At 72.5% G+C, this 18,344-nt stretch carries 16 protein-coding genes; 8 read left to right on the forward strand and 8 right to left on the reverse strand.

Annotation, left to right across the window (positions count from 1 at the left end; genetic code table 11):
• The first annotated feature begins 109 nt into the window (after positions 1 to 109).
• From ABZX10_RS09885 to ABZX10_RS09905, 5 genes are all read left to right on the forward strand, one after another.
• Positions 110 to 796 carry a DUF3043 domain-containing protein gene (locus ABZX10_RS09885; RefSeq protein ID WP_355538027.1) on the forward strand — a complete coding sequence of 229 codons (687 nt, stop codon included), beginning with the start codon at positions 110 to 112 and terminating at the stop codon, positions 794 to 796.
• Positions 797 to 799: 3 nt separating this feature from the next.
• A complete protein-coding gene (cobT, locus tag ABZX10_RS09890; protein WP_355538030.1) occupies positions 800 to 2,491 on the forward strand; it encodes a nicotinate-nucleotide--dimethylbenzimidazole phosphoribosyltransferase in 1,692 nt (563 codons plus the stop codon).
• Between the two features lies 1 nt (position 2,492).
• The gene (locus ABZX10_RS09895; RefSeq protein WP_355538033.1) at positions 2,493 to 3,248 is read left to right on the forward strand and encodes an adenosylcobinamide-GDP ribazoletransferase; all 756 of its coding nucleotides are present in this window, start codon (positions 2,493 to 2,495) and stop codon (positions 3,246 to 3,248) included.
• 105 nt (positions 3,249 to 3,353) lie between these two features.
• A complete protein-coding gene (locus ABZX10_RS09900) occupies positions 3,354 to 4,565 on the forward strand; it encodes an oxygenase MpaB family protein (RefSeq protein WP_355538036.1) in 1,212 nt (403 codons plus the stop codon).
• 49 nt (positions 4,566 to 4,614) lie between these two features.
• Positions 4,615 to 5,049 (forward strand): hypothetical protein, encoded by a 435-nt coding sequence (locus tag ABZX10_RS09905; RefSeq protein ID WP_355538039.1) that lies wholly within the window; start codon positions 4,615 to 4,617, stop codon positions 5,047 to 5,049.
• A gap of 286 nt (positions 5,050 to 5,335) precedes the next feature.
• On the opposite strand, the gene ABZX10_RS09910 is transcribed toward ABZX10_RS09905, so the two are convergent.
• From ABZX10_RS09910 to ABZX10_RS09930, 5 genes are all read right to left on the reverse strand, one after another.
• Positions 5,336 to 6,439: a branched-chain amino acid aminotransferase gene (locus ABZX10_RS09910; protein ID WP_355538042.1), complete on the reverse strand. Its 1,104-nt coding sequence runs from the start codon at positions 6,437 to 6,439 to the stop codon at positions 5,336 to 5,338.
• A 110-nt stretch (positions 6,440 to 6,549) separates the two neighbouring features.
• Complete coding sequence (gcvT, locus tag ABZX10_RS09915) at positions 6,550 to 7,650, reverse strand: glycine cleavage system aminomethyltransferase GcvT (protein WP_355538045.1); 1,101 nt, start codon at positions 7,648 to 7,650, stop codon at positions 6,550 to 6,552.
• A gap of 37 nt (positions 7,651 to 7,687) precedes the next feature.
• On the reverse strand, positions 7,688 to 8,224 hold the full coding sequence (locus tag ABZX10_RS09920) for a Uma2 family endonuclease (protein ID WP_355538048.1): 537 nt from the start codon (positions 8,222 to 8,224) through the stop codon (positions 7,688 to 7,690).
• A 75-nt stretch (positions 8,225 to 8,299) separates the two neighbouring features.
• On the reverse strand, positions 8,300 to 9,556 hold the full coding sequence (locus ABZX10_RS09925) for a solute carrier family 23 protein (protein WP_355538051.1): 1,257 nt from the start codon (positions 9,554 to 9,556) through the stop codon (positions 8,300 to 8,302).
• Between the two features lie 41 nt (positions 9,557 to 9,597).
• Complete coding sequence (locus ABZX10_RS09930; RefSeq protein ID WP_355538054.1) at positions 9,598 to 10,362, reverse strand: SDR family oxidoreductase; 765 nt, start codon at positions 10,360 to 10,362, stop codon at positions 9,598 to 9,600.
• 63 nt (positions 10,363 to 10,425) lie between these two features.
• Here ABZX10_RS09930 and ABZX10_RS09935 point away from each other — a divergent pair, with 63 nt between their 5' ends.
• Positions 10,426 to 11,010 carry a TetR/AcrR family transcriptional regulator gene (locus tag ABZX10_RS09935; RefSeq protein ID WP_355538057.1) on the forward strand — a complete coding sequence of 195 codons (585 nt, stop codon included), beginning with the start codon at positions 10,426 to 10,428 and terminating at the stop codon, positions 11,008 to 11,010.
• 11 nt (positions 11,011 to 11,021) lie between these two features.
• On the opposite strand, the gene ABZX10_RS09940 is transcribed toward ABZX10_RS09935, so the two are convergent.
• From ABZX10_RS09940 to ABZX10_RS09950, 3 genes are read right to left on the reverse strand one after another with little or no spacing between them, the layout of a single operon-like run.
• The gene (locus ABZX10_RS09940; protein ID WP_355538060.1) at positions 11,022 to 12,359 is read right to left on the reverse strand and encodes a D-arabinono-1,4-lactone oxidase; all 1,338 of its coding nucleotides are present in this window, start codon (positions 12,357 to 12,359) and stop codon (positions 11,022 to 11,024) included.
• Positions 12,356 to 13,669: an amino acid deaminase/aldolase gene (locus ABZX10_RS09945; RefSeq protein ID WP_355538063.1), complete on the reverse strand. Its 1,314-nt coding sequence runs from the start codon at positions 13,667 to 13,669 to the stop codon at positions 12,356 to 12,358. Before ABZX10_RS09945 ends, ABZX10_RS09940 begins: the two co-directional genes overlap by 4 nt.
• Before the next feature lie 31 nt (positions 13,670 to 13,700).
• Positions 13,701 to 14,822, reverse strand: coding sequence for an AraC family transcriptional regulator (locus ABZX10_RS09950; RefSeq protein ID WP_355538066.1), 1,122 nt, complete (start codon positions 14,820 to 14,822; stop codon positions 13,701 to 13,703).
• A 44-nt stretch (positions 14,823 to 14,866) separates the two neighbouring features.
• Between ABZX10_RS09950 and ABZX10_RS09955 the strand changes: the two genes are divergently transcribed.
• Together ABZX10_RS09955 and sucB are read left to right on the forward strand one after the other, a co-directional pair.
• Complete coding sequence (locus ABZX10_RS09955) at positions 14,867 to 16,405, forward strand: leucyl aminopeptidase (RefSeq protein ID WP_355538069.1); 1,539 nt, start codon at positions 14,867 to 14,869, stop codon at positions 16,403 to 16,405.
• Between the two features lie 155 nt (positions 16,406 to 16,560).
• Positions 16,561 to 18,333, forward strand: a complete 1,773-nt coding sequence (gene sucB, locus ABZX10_RS09960; protein WP_355538072.1) for a 2-oxoglutarate dehydrogenase, E2 component, dihydrolipoamide succinyltransferase — start codon at positions 16,561 to 16,563, stop codon at positions 18,331 to 18,333.
• Positions 18,334 to 18,344: the final 11 nt, after the last annotated feature.

Below are 18,344 nucleotides of genomic sequence, written 5' to 3' on the forward strand. Positions count from 1 at the left end.
GTGTCTGGTTCAACGGTACTCCCCCGGCCGACATTCCCCGTAGTCCCCACCGCCCGCGTCCCTCCCCCGCATCACCGCCCGCCCGCCCCGATCGAATAGGCTGGACGACGTGAAACTTCCCTGGCAGAAGGCCGACGATACGACCTCCGAGGCCGCGGACGCCGACGGCTCCGCGTCCGTCGACGAGACCGCGGCCGAGAACCTCGCCAAGCCCGTACAGACGCCCGGCAAGGGCCGCCCGACGCCCAGCCGTCGCGAGGCGCAGGGCCGCAAGCGCGGCCCCGTCGCACCCGCGCCGATGACCCGGGCGGAGGCCCGGGCCCGGCGCAAGGAGCTCAAGAACTCCATGAGCAAGGAGGAGCGCAAGGCCGCCTCGGCCGAGCGCCGCACGCTGGCGAACGAGCGCCGCGAGCTCATGATGCAGGGCGACGATCGGTATCTTCCGATCCGCGACAAGGGCCCCGTCAAGGCCTACGTGCGCGATCTGATCGACGCGAAGCGCCACGTCTCCACCATGTTCATCCCGGTGGCGGTCGCGGTCATGGTCTTCATGCTCGTCACCGTCAACATGCCCGCACTGGCCGGCATCCCGATGCTGCTCCTCCTGGCCATGGTCATCATCATGGGCGTCGAGGGCTTCCTCACCGGCCGCCGGATCAACAACCGGGTCCGCGAGCGCTGGCCCGACACCACCGAGACCGGTTTCCGCCTCGGCTGGTACGCGTTCATGCGCACCACGCAGCTGCGCCGCATGCGCATCCCGCGCCCGCGGGTCAAGCCCGGCGACGCGGTCTAACCCGTGGCGCTCACCCTCGTTCTCGGCGGGGTCCGGTCGGGTAAGTCCGCGCGCGCCGAGCAGCTGATCGGCACCGGTCCGGTCCGCTACGTCGCTACCGCCCCGCGGCCCGACGGTGACCCGGACCTCGTCGCGCGCGTCGCCGCGCACCGCGAGCGCCGCCCGGACTCGTGGGCCACCGTCGAGACCCAGGACCTGCGGTCGGTGCTGTCCGAGGGCTCGGCACCCACGCTCGTCGACGACCTCGGCGGCTGGCTCGCCGCGCGCCTCGACGCCGTCGGCTGGGACACACCCGAGAAGATGACGACGGAACTCGACGGCCTCGTCGCCGCTGCCGCCGCCTACCCGGGCGACCTGGTCCTGGTCAGCCCCGAGGTGGGCCTGTCCGTCGTCCCGGCCACGCACGCAGGCCGCGTCTTCCAGGACCTCCTCGGCACGGTCAACGCACGCCTCGCGGCGATCGCGGACCGGGCCGAGCTCGTCGTGGCCGGCATCCCGGTCCTGCTGACGGGTGCCGCACTCCCCGGCGCCGTGCCCGACGGTGCGCCGCTCCCCGCCGCCGCGCCGGTCGCCGCCCCGGCACCGTCGGGGCCCGCGGCGCCCGCCCTCCCCCCGGTCGAGCTGCCGCCCTTCGACCCCGGTACCGATCCGCTCGCCTTCCCCCAGCTGTCCCCGCCGGACCCGTTCGTCGGCCGGGAGGCCCGCGACCGCCAGCTGGAGCTGACCAAGCCCGCGGGGTCGCTGGGCCGGGTCGAGCAGCTCGGCGAGTGGATCACGGCCTGCCAGGGCGTGTGCCCGCCGAAGCAGTTCGAGCGCGCGCGGATCGTGGTCTTCGCCGGCGATCACGGCGTCGCAGCCGGCGGCGTCTCGGCGTACCCGCCGGAGGTCACGGCGCAGATGGTGGCGAACATCGCCGCCGGGGGCGCGGCGATCAACGTGCTGGCGGCGCAGGCCGGCGCCACGGTCCGGGTCGAGGACATCGCCGTCGCGGGCGACACGCGTGAGGACCTGAGCCGCAACAAGATCCGTCGCTCGTCGGGCGACATCGCGACGACCGATGCGATGTCCGACGAGGAGACGATCGCCGCGATCGCCGCCGGCCGGCGGATCGCCGACGAGGAGATCGACTCGGGGGCGGATCTGCTCGTCCTCGGCGACATGGGCATCGGCAACACCACGCCCGCCGCTGTCCTCGTGGGCGCGCTCACCGACACCGAGCCGGTCCTGGTGGTCGGCCGCGGCACCGGCATCGACGACAACGCGTGGATGCGCAAGGCCGCCGCGATCCGCGACGGCATGTACCGCGCGCGCCCGCACACCGGTGATCCGAAGGCGTTGCTGCGCACCGTCGCCGGGGCCGACCTGGCGGCGATGGCCGGATTCCTCGCGCAGGCGGCGGTCCGCCGCACGCCGGTGATCCTCGACGGTGTCGTGGTCACGGCCGCCGCACTGGTCGCGAACGACCTCGCGCCCGGCGCGGCGAGCTGGTGGACCGCGGGCCACCTCAGCCCCGAGCCCGCGCATGCGCTGGCGCTGCGCCGCCTCGACCTCGAGCCGCTCCTCGACCTGGGCCTGCGACTCGGCGAGGGCAGCGGCGCAGCCCTCGCGCTGCCGCTCGTCCGGTCGGCCGTCGCGGTCCTCGGCGAGATGGCGACCTTCGACTCCGCCGGGGTGTCGGGGAAGTCCTCGGACTGACGTGCGGCACCTGTCCGCCGCCGTCGCCTGGATGACGGTGCTGCCCGTGCCCGGCTCGCTGCAGCCGAGCCCGGTCGCGAGGGCCGACGGTGCCCGCATCATCGCCCGCGTGCCCATCACCGGCGCGGTCGTCGCGAGTGCGACGGTGGCAGTCGCCTGGGTGGCGCAGTTCGCGGGCCTGCCGCCGGTGCTCGTCGGCGCGCTCGCGGTCGGCGCCGCGGCGCTCGTCACGCGGGGCATGCACCTCGACGGATTCGCGGACTGCGTCGACGGCCTCGGCAGCTACGGCCCGCCCGAACGCGCGCGGGAGATCATGCGCCAGGGCACCGTCGGGCCGTTCGGCGCCGCCGCCCTCGTACTGCTCCTCGTCGCCGAAAGCTCGGCCATCGGGGCCCTCGCGGAGCGCGGCCTGTGGCTCGCGATCGGCGTCGCCGTGGGTACCGCCCGCGTCGCCGCGGTCCTCGGCTGCCGGACGGACTGGGCACCGTCGAACCCCGACGGTTTCGGCGCGCTGACGGCCGGCACCCAGGGCCTTGCGGCGCAAGGGTTCTGGGTCCTGGTCGCGCTGGCCGTGGCGGTCCCGGCGGTGCCGGGCCTCCCCTGGCAGGGCCCGCTCGCCGCCGCGGGCGGGCTGGCACTGGCGTTCCTCGCGATGCGGCACTGCGTGCGTCGTTTCGACGGCGTCAGCGGCGATGTCCTCGGCTTCGGCATCGAGATCGCCGCGGTGATCGCGCTGGTCGGCCTCTGCGTGGTCTGATCCGGTCACCGCGCCAAGAACGACGACTAACTTGGTTGTTGACTCGTTCGAGGAGTCCGCCTAGATTTGACAACGACAGTTGTCATTGACGATCCGGAGGCCGAGATGACCGCTACCGCCCCGACCGAGGTCCCCGCGCGCCATCCCTCGTCCCCGCGCCGCGTGCCGCCCGGCATCATGATGGTCAGCCGCTTCCTCCGCCTCCCCGAGCCCACTCCGGCGGAGTTCCGCCGGTTCGGCGAGCTCCTCACCGTCGGCGACGAGCAGATGGATCGGCTGGTCGACTGGATCTACGAGGACCGCGACGCCCGCAAGCCGCTCTTCGAGCGCGCCCTGAACGACGGGATCGCGACGGTGCCCGCAGCACCGTCGGAGATCCGGGAGTTCTTCGCGGAGATGGAGGCGGTCCCCGACTGGGTCGACTGGGACACGATCCTCCTGGGCGGGCAGCTCATGCGCAGCGGCGGAGCGGACGGCTTCTCCGTCGCGCGCGATGTGGCGCTCATGGGCGGCTACCTGTTCTCGGGTTTCAACCAGACGCTGCTGCGCACGGGCGCGCTCGAGAAGGGCTCGAACAAGCGGTTCGCGGAGACCTCGCAGTGGGCGCTCGACGTGATCGTGCCCGACGGTCTGCGCCCCGGCGGCGTCGGTTACCGCTCAACGCTGCACGTGCGCTTCATCCACTCGATGGTGCGCCGGCACGTGATGGCCCTGCCCGACTGGGACTTCGACGCGCACGGCCTGCCGATCAACCAGACCGACATGGCGGCCACGCTGGTCGGCGCGCTCATCGCGCCGGTCGCCACCGGCATGGGCCTCGGGATGCTCGCGCATCCGCGCGAGTACGAGGCCGCGGCGCACCTGACGCGGTACGTCGGCCGGCTCATGGGCGTGCACGACGACTTCCTGCCCCACAGCTACCGCGACAGCCTGCGGATCCTGTTCCAGACCTCCCGCGCGCTCTCCACCCCGGACGAGACGAGCAGGGCCCTCGCGCAGCCGATGGCCGACGACCCGATGGCATGGAACTACCAGCACCTCAGTGGGATCCGCCGCCGCATCGCCCGGTCGCAGCACCTGTCCATCGCGACCGCCTACCTCGGCACCGCGGCGATGAAGGAGCTCGGCGTCCCGCCGACGCTCCCCTGGTATCCCGCCCTGAAGATTCCGTACCATCTCGTCGAGTCGGTCTTCAACCAGCTCCCCGGCGGCCGCGAGCGGGCCGCCCGCCGCGGCGATGTCAGCCAGGCGAGATTCATGCGCACCCTCGGCGAGGACGCCGCGATCGGCCACTCGGCGCAGCACGTCACGTCCTGACCAACCGGGCGACAAGGCGCCGCCAACCGCCGCGCGGGAGCCTCACGTCATGACCTACGACGATGCCGAGTGGCACCAGGAGACCGTCGACGAGCTCGGCCTCCCCGAGGACAGCGCCGCGACGCACATCGGGATCTTCTACGCCTGGATGCGGGCGCACGGTCTCGCGAGCGGCACGACCCTGTGGCACGGGGTCCCCGAACCGGTCCCGGATCCGCACCTCGACCTGCTCGACGACCGCAAGCTCACGCCGGGCGCATACCTGGTGCAGCACATGGTGGGCCAGTTCGACGCCGGCGCCTTCACCGACGAGGGGAACGCCTTCACCGACGCCTCGTACTCGGCGTACCTGGACGCGTACTCGACGGTGCCGGAGGTCGCCCGGTACGACTCCACCTACGCCGCCCCGGACACCTGGCAACTCTACGACGCCGTGGCACCCGCCATCGACGCCCTCTACACCCGATGGAAGTCCAGTCGGTAGCCAGCGGGCGGGCGGGGCGGGCGACAGCGGCAGCAGGGCGTCGCCAGGTAGCGTGGCGGCCTTGGATCCACTGATCGACAAGCTCGATGCAGCATTGGCAACCAACTACCCCGAGTGAATCCGTCAGGTCTGCCCCGATCAGGGTATGCAGCCGGTGTATACCCTGACCTCAATCATCGCAGGTCACAGGGTATGCGCGGGACGCATCGCTTGCGAGAAGGACCATCGGTTCTCGGCCCTCCCCGACACCCGAATCCCATCGCGGCCAGGGACCCGCAGCTCCCACTCAGCCCAGCGTCTCCATCCAGCCGTGGGTGTCCGGCACGGTGCCGCGCTGGATGCCGGTGAGGGTCTCGCGCAGGGCCATGGTGATCTCGCCGGACCCTCCGTCGCCGATGGTGAAGTCCTCGGACGCGCCCTTGACCCGCCCGACGGGGGTGATGACCGCGGCGGTGCCGCAGGCGAAGACCTCGGTGATGGCGCCGGACGCGGCGCCCTCCTTGAGCTCGGTGACCGTGATCCGCCGGACCTCGGTCTCGAAGCCCGCGTCGCGCGCGAGCTGCAGCAGCGAGTCGCGGGTGACGCCGGGCAGCAGCGTGCCGGTGAGCTCGGGCGTCACCACGCGGGCCTCCGAGCCGGAGCCGAAGACGAAGAACAGGTTCATCCCGCCCATCTCCTCGATCGTCTCGTGCTCGAGCGCATCGAGCCACACGACCTGGTCGCAGCCCTGCTGCGCGGCCTGCGCCTGCGCGACGAGCGACGCGGCGTAGTTGCCACCGCACTTGGCGAAGCCGGTGCCGCCGGGGGCGGCGCGCACGTACTCACGCGAGAGCCACACCGACACGGGCTTCACCCCGCCGGAGAAGTACGCGCCGGCCGGCGAGGCGATCACGAGGAACCGGTAGCTGTTGGAGGGCTTGACGCCGAGGGTCTCCTCGTCGGCGAAGATGAACGGCCGGAAGTACAGCGCCTCCTCGCCACCGGCGGCGGGCACCCAGTCGGCGTCGATGGCGACGAGCTGCTTGAGCGCCTCGATGAACACCTCCTCCGGCAGCGGCGGGATCGCCAGGCGCTCCGCGGAGCGCTGGAAGCGGGCCGCGTTCGCCTCGGGCCGGAAGGTGGCGATGGCACCGTCGGGCTGACGGTAGGCCTTGAGCCCCTCGAAGATCTCCTGCGCGTAGTGCAGCACCGCCGCCGACGGCTCCATCGGGATGGGCCCGTAGGGCAGGACCTCGGCGTCGTGCCAGCCCTGCTCCTTGCTCCAGCGGAGGGAGACCATGTGGTCGGTGAAGTACCTGCCGAATCCCGGGTTCGCCAGGATCTCGGAGCGCTCAGCCGCAGAGCGGGGGTGGTCGTTGCGGGTGAGGGCGAAGGCCGTGCCAGTTGTCATGGGAGCTGATTCTACGACCCGCGCCGGTCCGCGCGGGCCGTACCAATCAGTAGGAACCCCGAGTATTTTTTCGGCGCCCCGCCCCGGGCCCCGCGAGGGGGGCCGAGCGCCTACTTCGTGTTCGCCTCGACGAACGGCGGCAGCACGACCTCGCACTCGATGCCTCGCCCGCGCACGTCCACGCTCACGGTGTCGCCCTTGGCGACGCCCGCCGCGGAATCGATGAGCGCCAAGGCGATTCCCGTCTTCAGGGTGGGGCTGAAGGTTCCCGACGTGGTGGTGCCGATGGCGGCACCGTCGGCCCCGAGGACCGTCAGGTCGGCACGCAGGACGCCCTTGCCCGTGGCCCGCAGGCCCCAGAGCTTGCGGGACGGGCCCGCCTCCTTCTCGGCGAGCAGCGCGTCGCGCCCCACGAACTCGGGCTTCTTCCAGCCCACGGCCCAGCCCGCGCGGGCCTGCACGGGGGTGATGTCGACGGTCAGCTCGTGCCCGTGCAGGGGGTAGCCCATCTCGGTGCGCAGGGTGTCGCGGGCGCCGAGGCCGGCGGGCTGGCCGCCGTGCGAGGTGATCTCGGGCAGCAGGGCGCGGAACACCGTCTCGGCGTCGCCCCAGGCGGGGATGAGCTCGTAGCCGTGCTCGCCGGTGTAGCCGGTGCGGCACACCCGTACGGGCGTGCCGTTCAGGGAGGCGTCCTCGTACGCCATGTACTCCATCTCGGTCGGCAGCCCGACGGCCTGCAGCACCTCCGCCGACGTCGGCCCCTGGACCGCGAGCACGGCGTAGTCGCGGTGCTGATCGACGACGGTGACCCCTTCCGGGGCGCGCTCGCGCAGGTGCGCCACGACGGCCGCGGTGTTGGCGGCGTTGGGCACGAGGAAGAGCTCGTCGTCGGAGACGTAGTAGACGATCAGGTCGTCGATCACGCCGCCGGACTCGTTGGTGCACAGCGTGTACTGCGCCTTGCCGGGGTGGATCTTGCCGAGATCGGCGGTGAGGACCCGGTTGACGAATTCGGCGGCGCCCGGCCCGGCGACGGTGGCCTTCCCCAGGTGGCTCACGTCGAAGATGCCGACGGCCTCGCGGACCGCCGTGTGCTCGCCGACGGTGCCCGCGTACTTGACGGGCATCGACCAGCCGCCGAAGGGCGCGAACGCCGCCCCCAGCTCGACGTGCACGGCGTTCAGGGGTCCCTCGATCAGCGTCTCGCTCATGGCTGGGACTCTAGTCGACGGTGCCGCTGCGAACGGCTCAGACGAGAGCGGTCAGATCGATCCGGACGGCGAAGGGCGCCGTGGTCGCGAACTCGTTGTGGGCGACCGCGCTCGTGTACGCGCCGTCCACGAGCGTCATGGCCTCGACCTCCTGCGCGTCGAGGTCGACGATCCAGTAGTGCGGAATGCCGGCGCGCGCGTACTCGGCGCGCTTGGCGACGCGGTCCGTCCGGCTTGTGCTGCGCGAGAGGATTTCGACGACCAGGACCATGTGCGCCGCGATCGCCAACTGCGCCGGCGGCGGATACGCGCCGACGGCGATGTCCGGCACCCGGACGGTGGGCCGCGGGCCACTGTCGAGCACCACGTCGATCTCCGGGTACGCGCGGAGCCCCGGCGGAAGCTGTGATCGGAACTGGAACAACAATTCCGCTATCGCCGTCTGATGATCCGTCCTCGGACGTGGTAACACGATCAGTTCCCCCCGCACCAGCTCCGTCCGCGTGTCGATGTCCTCCCCCAAGGCGCACCACTGCTCGAACGAGAGGAGCGGCGGATCGGACGCGGCGGTCATGTCCGAATCGTACCGCCGCGGGCGTCCCTTCTCCGGGCACTTCCGTGGGCCGGCGGCCCGACGTGGCCCGCCGGATCAGCCCAGCGCCTCCGAGCCGTGCCGTCCCAACAGCCGCATCCCCTGGTAGATGACGATCGCCGCGACGGATCCCAGCGCGATGCCGGTGAACACCACCCGCCCGAGCGACCACGTGAAGTCCGCGATCCCGATGATCAGCGGCACGGCGGCAGACAGCTGGTTGATCGGCTGCGAGAAGTCCACCCTCGCCTGCACCCAGATCCGGACCCCGAGGATGCCGACGAGGCCGTAGAGCGCCGTCGTGATCCCGCCGAGCACGCCGGGCGGGATCGACGCGATGACGGCGCCCACCTTCGGCGACATCCCCAACAACACTGCGGCAACGCCGGCCACCCAGTACGCGGCGGTCGAGTACACGCGGGTCGCGGCCATGACGCCGATGTTCTCCGCATAGGTCGTGGTCGCCGATCCACCGCCCGCGCCGGCGAGCACCGTCGCGAGTCCGTCGGACACGAGGGCCCGTCCCATGACCGGGTCGTAGTCCTCGCCGGTCATCTGCGCGACGGAACGCACGTGCCCGACGTTCTCCGCCACGAGCACGAGCACCACCGGCAGGAACATCGGCAGTACGGCCCAGGAGAACGACGGGGCGTGGAACTCCGGGAAGCCGACCCAGGACGCCGCGGAGACCTTCGAGAAGTCGACCTCGCCGCGGATCCACGCGACCACGTACCCGATCACCACCGAGGTGAAGATCGCCAATCGGCCGAGCATGCCCTTGAACAGGGCCAGGGAGGCGATCAGGCAGACCAGGGTGATGGTGGCCGTGACGGCCGCCTTCTCGTAGTTGGCCTTCGCGGCGGGCGCCAGGTTGAGTCCGATCAGCGCCACGATCGCGCCCGTGACCACGGGCGGCATCAGCTTCTCGATCCAGGCGGTCCCCGCGACGTGGACCACCGCGCCCACCAGCATCAGCAGCACGCCCACCGCGACGATGCCGCCGAGCGCGGAGCCCATCGAATGCGACGCGGTCGCCGCCGTGATCGGCGCGATCACCGCGAAGCTCGACCCCAGGTAGCTCGGCAGCCGGTTCCCGGTGATCACCAGGAACAGCAGCGTCCCGACACCGGAGAACAGCAGCGTCGTCGCCGGCGGGAAGCCGGTGAGCACCGGCACCAGGAAGGTGGACCCGAACATGGCCACCACGTGCTGGACGCCGATGCCGAGAGTCTTGGGCCACGGCAGCCGCTGGCCCGGCCCCACCACGTCGGTGCCGTCGACCTCGGCCCAGGTGAACCGCTCACGCAATGTCATGCGGTGCATCTTGGCAGGCGCCGTCCGGCACCCGCACGCCCCTACCCGTGTGCCGCGAGGTGGACGCCGGCGCGGCCCCCGTCGACATCGAGTACGGTGCCGTGCACGAAGGACGCCGCGTCGGACGCGAGGAAGACCACGGCGGCCGCGATCGCCTCGGGCGCACCGGATTCCCCGGCGGGTGCGGTCGCCATCAACGGATCGCCCGGGAACCGGCCGGCGGCGACCTCGGACGGGCGGATCACACCCGGCGACACCGCATTGACCCGCACGCCCGACGGACCGTACTGCGCGGCCCACGACCTGGTCAGCGATTCGAGGGCCGCCTTCGTCGAGGCGTACAGCCCATCGCCCGGAAGGCCCAGCCGGGCGACCCAGGACCCGAGGTTGACCACGGCGGAGCCGGGAGCCATGCGCGGAGCCAGGTGATGCGTCAGGAAGAACGGCGCCTTGACGTTCACGGCGTACATGTGGTCGACGAGGGCGTCGTCCGCGATCGGAGCGTCGGTGCTCGACGGGTAGATCCCGGCGTTGTTGACCAGGACATCGATCCGGCCGCCAGTCAACGCCAACGCGGCGTCACCGAGTTCACGACTGCGAACGGATGAGCCGTCGAAGTCGGCACGAACGAAATCGGCCCGACCTCCCGCTGTCAGGATGGAGTCGACGACGGCGGCACCCCGCGCCTCGTCGCGCCCGGAGACGACGACGTGCGCACCTTCGGCCGCCATCGCGATCGCGATGGCGCGGCCGATGTTGCTGGTGGATCCGGTGACGAGGGCGCTGCGCCCAGTGTGTATTCCCATGTCCGCGACGGTAGGAGCATTTTTCTGGACCCGCCAGTCCAGAAATCTCGGTACGCTGCACCCATGGCGATCACGGCGAAGGGGCGCGCGACGCGCGAGCGGATCGTGGCGGGGGCCGCCGAGCACCTGCGGCGCGACGATCCCGCCGACGTCACGCTCGACGACATCCTCGCCGCGACGAGGACGAGCAAGGGTCAGTTGTTCCACTACTTCCCCGGCGGCAAACCCGAGTTGCTGCTCGCGGTCGCCCACCACGAGGCCGAGCGGGTGCTCGACGACCAGGAGCCCCACCTGTCAGCCCTGACCTCGTGGACCGCATGGGAGTCGTGGCGCGACACCGTCGTGGCCCGATACCGCGCGCAGGGCTCCCACTGCCCGCTCGCGGCGCTCATGACCCAGGTCCGCGCCTCGCCCGGCTCCGACGAGGTCGCCGCGGTCCTGTTGGCCCAGTGGCACTCCCGCGTCGCGGACGGAGTTCGCTCGCTCCGCACGCAGGGACTGGTTCGGGCGAGCGCAGACCCGGACGCCATCGCCTCGGCGTTCGTCGCGGCGATCCAGGGCGGCGTCCAGATCCTGCGCGCCACGGGCGATATCGGCCACCTCGAGGCCGCGCTCGACGTGCTCCTCGAGGATCTGCGTCGCCCCTGACGCGCCCGGTTCTACCGCCCGAGCACGACGTCCAGGTAGTCGTTGGCGAAGACGCGGTCCGGATCGAGCTCGTCGCGCACGGCCAGGAACTCGTCGAACCGGGGGTAGGCGCCGCGGAAGAACTCGGCGGTGCGGGTGTGCATCTTGCCCCAGTGCGGGCGGCCGCCGTGCTCGATCATGATCCGCTCGACCTCGGCGAAGTAGTCGCTGGGCTTGTCGCGCACGTAGCGGTGCGCGGCGATGTACCCGGACTGCCGGCCCGACGCCGTCGAAAGCATGAGATCGTCGGCGGCGGCGACGCGGACCTCGATCGGGAAGGTGAGGTTCCAGTCGTGCTTCTCCGTCGCAGCCTTGATCGCGGCGAATGCGGGCATCGTGTTCTCCAGCGGCACAGCCCATTCCGTCTCGCGGAAGCGCACGGACCGGTCCGTGGTGAGCACGTTGGTGGAGTAGTCGACCTCGGTGTGCTCGGAGAGCATCGAGGTCGCGAGCGAGACGAGCCGCGGCGTCAGCGACGGGATCGCGCGGCCCGCCTCGCACACGGCGAGCAGCGCCCCGGTGCCGACCACCTTGTCGTCGACGAACCGCCGCACCGTCCCGATCGGCTTGCGCTTGTGGTCACCCGGGCGACGGATCTGGGATTTGGTGAGCGTGCCGTCCGACCCGGGGAACCAGAAGAACTCGAAGTGGTCCACGCCGCGGACGCGCTCAACGAAGCCGTCCACGGTCTCCGCCAGCGACATCGGCGCCTCCGTCGCCTCGAGCACGAACCGGTCCACGCACTGCAGCGTCACCTCGACCAGGATCCCGAGCGCACCGAGGCCCAGGGCCACGGCCTTCAGGCGCGGGTCGTCCTCGCCGACGGTGACCACCTCCCCCGTCCCGGACACCAGGGTCGCCCCGACGACCTGGGTGGCGATGCCGCCGAAGCCCAGGCCGGTGCCGTGGGTGCCGGTCGAGATCGCCCCCGCGACGGTCTGGCGGTCGATGTCGCCGAGGTTCGGCATGGCCAGGCCGTAGGGCTCGAGCAGCGCGGGCACGTCGTAGAGGCGCGTGCCGGCGCGCAGCGTGACCCGCTTGGCCGAGGTGTCGACGGTGACCAGACCGCCCTGGTGGTCGGGGGCGAGTGCGACATCGCGCGGCGCGGAGATCGCGGTGAACGAGTGCCCCGCGCCCAGCGCCTTGACCGTTCCGCCGCGCTCGCGCGCCCGCTCGACGGTCGCGACCACTGCCTCGATCGTCGCGGGCCGCGAGACGTACGCCGGGAACGCGGACGCGGTGCGCCCCCAGTTGCGCCACTCGCCGGCCTTGCCGGTCAGCTGGTCCAGCCCAGGTATCCACTTGTTCACAGGAAGCACTTCCCTTCGCCACGGTAGGTGGGCACCGTGGCGTGCACGGCACCGTCGGAAACGATCACCAGGTCCTCGGAGTGCTCGGCCGGCTCCCCCGCCTTGGTGTGCCGGAACCACACCCGATCGCCGAGCGAGATCCGTTCGGCGCGATCGCCTTCGAGCGGGGTCTGCACCTCGCCCGCGCCCTCCCGGCCGGTGAGCTTGAGCCCCGTCGGCCAGACGGGCACCGGCAGCCTGTCGGATCCCGCGGCACCGGAGCCGATCCAGCCGCCGCCGTGGCAGGTCACGGTCCGGGCGTCGGGGCGGCGCACCACGGCGAGCCCGAAGCCCATCGCGGGCGCCGGGCGGAAGTGCGAGTAGCCGTCGAACAGGTGCGGGCCGTACAGGCCGCTGCCGGCGGCGATGTCCGTGATGTTCGGGTCCTCGGCGTTGCGCTCGAGCGAGCCCGTACCGCCGCCGTTGACGAACTCCAGGTCGGTGATGCGCCGCACATCGGTGAGGATCTCGAGCCGCCGCGCGACGAGCTCGTCCCACGAGGCCCGCTGCATGGTGCGCAGCAGCGCCCCCGCGCCGGGGCGGCCGATGCTCAGGTCGCCGACGCCGGCGATCTGAGCATCGTAGGTCATCACACCCACGAGCCGGAAGCCCTTGCGGCCCACCACGGTCGCGGCGAGGACCGCCGCCTCGGCGCGGTCCCGGACCGGCGAGCGGCGCGCCCCGATCGTGCCGAGCGCCGGGGCCCGGTACGAGGCGTCGATGTCGATGCAGACCCGCAGCTCGGGGCGGCGGCTCGGGGGCACGGCGGCGTCGATCAGATCGAGCTGGTCCGCGTCGTCGATCATCAGCGTCACCCGCGCCGCGACCGACTCGTCGGCGCCCAGGGCGGCGATCGCGCCGAGGTCGGCGCTGGGGTAGGCGACCACCACGTCCGGGCAGCCGGGCCGTTGGGCGCCGGTGTGGTCGACGCCGTCCGCGGCGAGCCAGTGCGCCTCGGCCACGTCGTAGGCGAGTACGCCGGCATAGCCGGGCACGCGCAGCAGGGCGTCGATCACCGGACGCGACCGCAGCGACTTCGACGCCACCCGGATCGGCTTGCCCGCCGCACGGCGGAGCATGTCGGCGGTGTTGTAGCGCAGCGCATCGAGGTCGGCGGCCAGGATCGGCGCGTCCACGCCGTGCGTCGCGGCGTCGATGGTGGCCCAGTACGACAGCGGGTCGATCTCCCAGTCCCGGTCCAGGGACGGTGCCGCCCCCAGGTCCAGCGCGATCGCGTCGGTCGTGGTCTCGCCCGTTCCGTTCCCTGTCATGAGCACCGATCGTACGGGCGGGAGGGCACCGTCAGCCCGGCGTGACCGCAGTTCCCCCGTCGGCGTCCGCGATCGCCCCGCGAACGGATCCGGGGCCGCCGCGCACCTCGCCCGGGGTCCGCCCCGTCCACTGGACGAAGGCGCGCCGGAAATCGCGGACGTCCGCGAACCCGACGGCGCCGGCGACCTCCGACAGCGACAGGCCGGATGTGCGCAGCAGGTGCTCCGCGTGCTCGCGCCGGACCCGCGCGTGGATGGACCGGAAGGACTCGCCGGCGTCCACGAGGTGCCGCCGCAGGGTGCGCTCCGTGGTCTGCAGCTGACGGGCGGCGCCGGCCATCGTGAGGGGATGCCGCAGGTCGGCGCGCAGCAGCTGCTCGACGGCCCAGACCCGGTCCACGTCGGGCGCCGCTCCGGTGTCGGCGGAGATCGCCCGGCAGGCCGCCAGCGCCGCGGCGTGCACCGCGGGTTCCCGCCGCGGGAGCGGTGCGCGGAGCAGGGCTGCCGGCACCGTCATCCGGCCCGCGGGCGCGTCGAACCGGACGGCGCACCCGAACCGGGCGGGGTACTCGCCGCCGTACGGCGGCTCCGGGTACGGCAGGTCGACGGTGCCGGGTGCCCACCGGTCGTCCCCGAGCGCGGACCGCAGCAGCGCGAGAACGCTCAGCAGCGTCTCCTCGCAGAGGAAGGGAAGGACCTCCTCGTCGTCGGTGCGGGGGACGACGGTGAGCCGGACCTCGTCGACGCCGGTGTCGAGGACGAAGTCGACGAGACTGCCGGCCGCCTGGTGGTAGCGCAGGCCGACGGCGATCGCCGCCTCGAGGTCGTCGGCGGTCTGGACGGCGACGCCGAGCATGCCGAAGGACTGCAGCAGCGAACGGGCGCCGGTCTCGAGTCCGAGCGGCCGACCGGGCAGCGCGCGCACCGCCGCCCGGAGGAACCGGATCTCCTGCGCGAAGGTGAGCCGGAGATCCGCAGCCGGGTCGAGGTCCGCGATCCCGGCCCGCTCCGCCCACACCGCGACCGGATGCCCCTCCCGGGCGAGGCTTTCCATCAGGTGGGCGACGACGGGGGCGGGCAGATCTGCACCCGCCTCCGCACCACCGACCACGGCAGTGGCCGACGGCGCTCTCCCTCGTCCCGGGCGTAACATCCGTACAGGCAAGCACACCCGCCGCCCCGACGAGAGGAAACCCCTTGAGCACGCCGTTCTCCGGACCCGCATTCACGCTGACCGACGACCTCGGGGCCACGACGGACGTGCTCGTCGTGGGCGTGTTCTCCGGCTCGGAAGGCGCGGCGATCACCCTGGACGCCGGCGTCCCGGAGGCCGCTCGCGGCCCCGTGGCGGAGGCGCTGGCGCTGGTCGGCGCGACGGGCAAGGCGGGCGAGACGGTGCGCGTCCCGGCCCCGGCCGGTTCCGGGTTGGGCGCTGCGACGGTGCTCGGCACGGGCCTCGGCGCCGCGCCGACCGAGGGCGCGCTCGTTCCCGCGGAGACGGTGCGCCGCGCGGCGGGTACCGCGGCGCGTGCCCTCGACGGCGTGGAGACCGCCGCGACCACCCTCTCCGCGCTCGACCTCGGCGCGACCGTCGAAGGCGCGTACCTCGGCGCCTACCGATTCGCCGAGTTCCGCAACACCTCGGCGCCGAAGCGCGGTCCGCTGGCCGCCCTCGCACTCCTGGCGTCCCCGGGCTCGGAGGCCCTCGCGGACGAGGCGCGCGGCACCGTCGAACAGGCCCGGCTGACGGCGGCCGCCGTCTCGCTGGCCCGCGACTTCGTCAACACCCCGCCGAACGTGCTGTCCCCCGGCGAGTTCGCCGACCGGGCGCAGCGCCTCGGCACCGAGGCGGGCCTCGAGGTCGAGGTCTTCGACGAGGGGTACCTCGCCGCGAACGGCTACGGCGGCATCGTCGGGGTGGGCCAGGGCAGTTCGCGCCCGCCGCGCCTCGTGCGCCTGCGTCACGTCTCCGGGGTCGACGGTGCCAAGCACGTCGCGCTGGTCGGTAAGGGCATCACGTTCGACACCGGCGGCATCTCCATCAAGCCGGCCGCGGGCATGGAGAACATGACCTCGGACATGGGCGGCGCGGCGGCGGTCATCGCCACGGTGATCCTGGCCGCGCAGCTGGGCCTGCCGGTGGACGTGACCGCGACCGTTCCGATGGCGGAGAACATGCCGTCCGACACCGCGCAGCGCCCGGGCGATGTCATCACGCACTACCCGGGCGCCGGCAATGGTGGCGTCACGGTCGAGGTGATCAACACCGATGCCGAGGGGCGCCTCATCCTGGCCGATGCTATCGTCCGCGCCTGCGAGGACGAGCCCGACTACCTCATCGACACGGCCACGCTCACCGGCGCGCAGATGGTCGCCCTCGGCACCCGCACGCCGGGCGTCATGGGCACCGAGGCGTTCCGGGACCGAGTGGCGGAGCTCTCGCAGTCCGTCGGCGAGAACGGCTGGCCCATGCCCTTCCCCGAGGAGCTGCGGGCCGACATCAACTCCCGCGTCGCGGATCTCGCGAACGTGAGCCCGCACCGGTGGGGCGGCATGCTCACCGCCGGCGTGTACCTGCAGGAGTTCGTCGCCGATGGCGTGCAGTGGGCCCACATCGACGTCGCGGGCCCGGCTTTCAACACCGGCGGCCCGTTCGGATACACGCCCAAGGGTGGTACGGGCGTCCCGGTCCGCACCATGCTCGCCGTGCTTCGCGACATCGCGCAGCGGGGCTGAGCTCCCACCCGCTGGGAGTTACCGGCGAGTAAGCCCCCAACCGCCGCGCGGACCGGGCCTCTGAGGGTAGGGTCTGGTGTCGGTGGAGGCCACCAGCCGAAGCCCGCGTTCAGCTCGTATCACAGCAGATAACCGAACCTGAGGAGTCAGAGGACATGGCCTTCTCCGTCCAGATGCCGGCACTCGGCGAGAGCGTCACCGAGGGCACCGTCACCCGGTGGCTCAAGCAGGAGGGTGACACCGTCACGGTCGACGAGCCCTTGCTCGAGGTCTCGACCGACAAGGTCGACACCGAGATCCCCGCCCCGGCATCGGGCGTGCTGCTGAAGATCCTGGCGCAGGAGGACGACGTCGTCGAGGTCGGTGGCGACCTCGCCACCATCGGCGAAGCCGGCGAGGCCGCGCCCGCCGCCGCTGCCCCCGCGCCCGCCGCCGCTGCCCCCGCGCCGGCCGCCGAGCCCGAGCCTGCTCCGGCCCCCGCTGCCGCCGCCCCGGCCGCGCCCGCAGCCCCCTCCGCCCCGGCCGCGCCCGCGTCCGGCACCGAGGTGAAGATGCCCGAGCTGGGCGAGTCGGTCACCGAGGGCACCGTCACGCGCTGGCTCAAGAACGTCGGCGACGAGATCGCCGTCGACGAGCCGCTGCTCGAGGTCTCCACCGACAAGGTCGACACGGAGATCCCGTCGCCCGTCGCCGGCACGCTGCTGGAGATCAAGGCGAACGAGGACGATGTCATCGCCGTGGGTGGCGTGCTCGCCGTCGTCGGCTCCGGCGCCCCCGCGGCCCCGGCCGCGCCCGCCGCCCCGGCACCGGCCCCCGAGCCCACTCCCGCACCGGCTCCGGCCGCCCCGGCTCCCGCAGCTCCGGCTCCCGCAGCTCCGGCCGCAGCGGCTCCCGCGCCGGCACCGGCCGCTGCCGCCCCGGCTGCTCCGGCCGCCCCCGAGGCGCCCGCCCCGGCGGCGTCGTCGTCGGATTCGACGCCGTACGTCACCCCGCTGGTGCGCAAGCTGGCCGCGGAGAACAACGTGGACCTGAACGCGGTCAAGGGCACCGGCGTCGGTGGCCGCATCCGCAAGCAGGACGTGCTCGCAGCGGCCGAGGCCGCCAAGGCCCCCGCCGCAGCTCCGGCCGCGGCCGCCGCTCCCGCGGCTGCCGCCGCCCCTGCGGCACCGTCGGCGCCGAAGGGCGCGCGTCCCGAGCTGGCGGCGCTCCGCGGCACCTCGCAGAAGACGAACCGCATCCGCCAGATCACCGCGAGGGTCACCCGGGAGTCGCTGCAGGGTTCCGCGCAGCTCACCCAGGTCTTCGAGGTCGATTTCAGCAAGATCGTCGCGCTGCGCGCGCAGGCGAAGGCCTCCTTCAAGGCCAACGAGGGCGTCAACCTCACCTACCTGCCCTTCATCGCGAAGGCGGTCATCGAGGCGCTCAAGGTGCACCCGAACGTCAACGCGTCGATCAGCGACGACTTCAAGGAGATCACCTACCACGGTGGGGTGAACCTGGGCATCGCCGTCGACACCCCGCAGGGCCTGCTCTCGCCGGTGATCAAGAACGCCGACGACCTGTCGCTGGCCGGCCTGGCCCGCGCGATCGTCGACCTCGCGGAGCGCACGCGCAACAGCGGCCTCAAGCCCGACGAGCTGTCCGGCGGCACCTTCACCATCACCAACATCGGCAGCGAGGGCGCGCTCTTCGACACCCCGATCCTGGTCCCGCCGCAGGCGGCGATGCTGGGCACGGGCGCGATCGTCAAGCGCCCGGTCGTGGTCAAGGACGCCGCGGGCACCGAGTCCATCGGCATCCACCCGATGGCCTTCCTGCCGCTGACCTACGACCACCGCCTCATCGACGGTGCTGACGCGGGACGCTTCCTCACGACGGTCAAGCACCGTCTCGAGGAGGGCGCGTTCGAGGCGGATCTGGGCCTGTAAACCCGGAACCA

The sequence above is a fragment of the Tsukamurella sp. NPDC003166 genome, assembly GCF_040611135.1.
In the GTDB taxonomy this organism is placed as follows: Bacteria; Actinomycetota; Actinomycetes; order Mycobacteriales; family Mycobacteriaceae; genus Tsukamurella.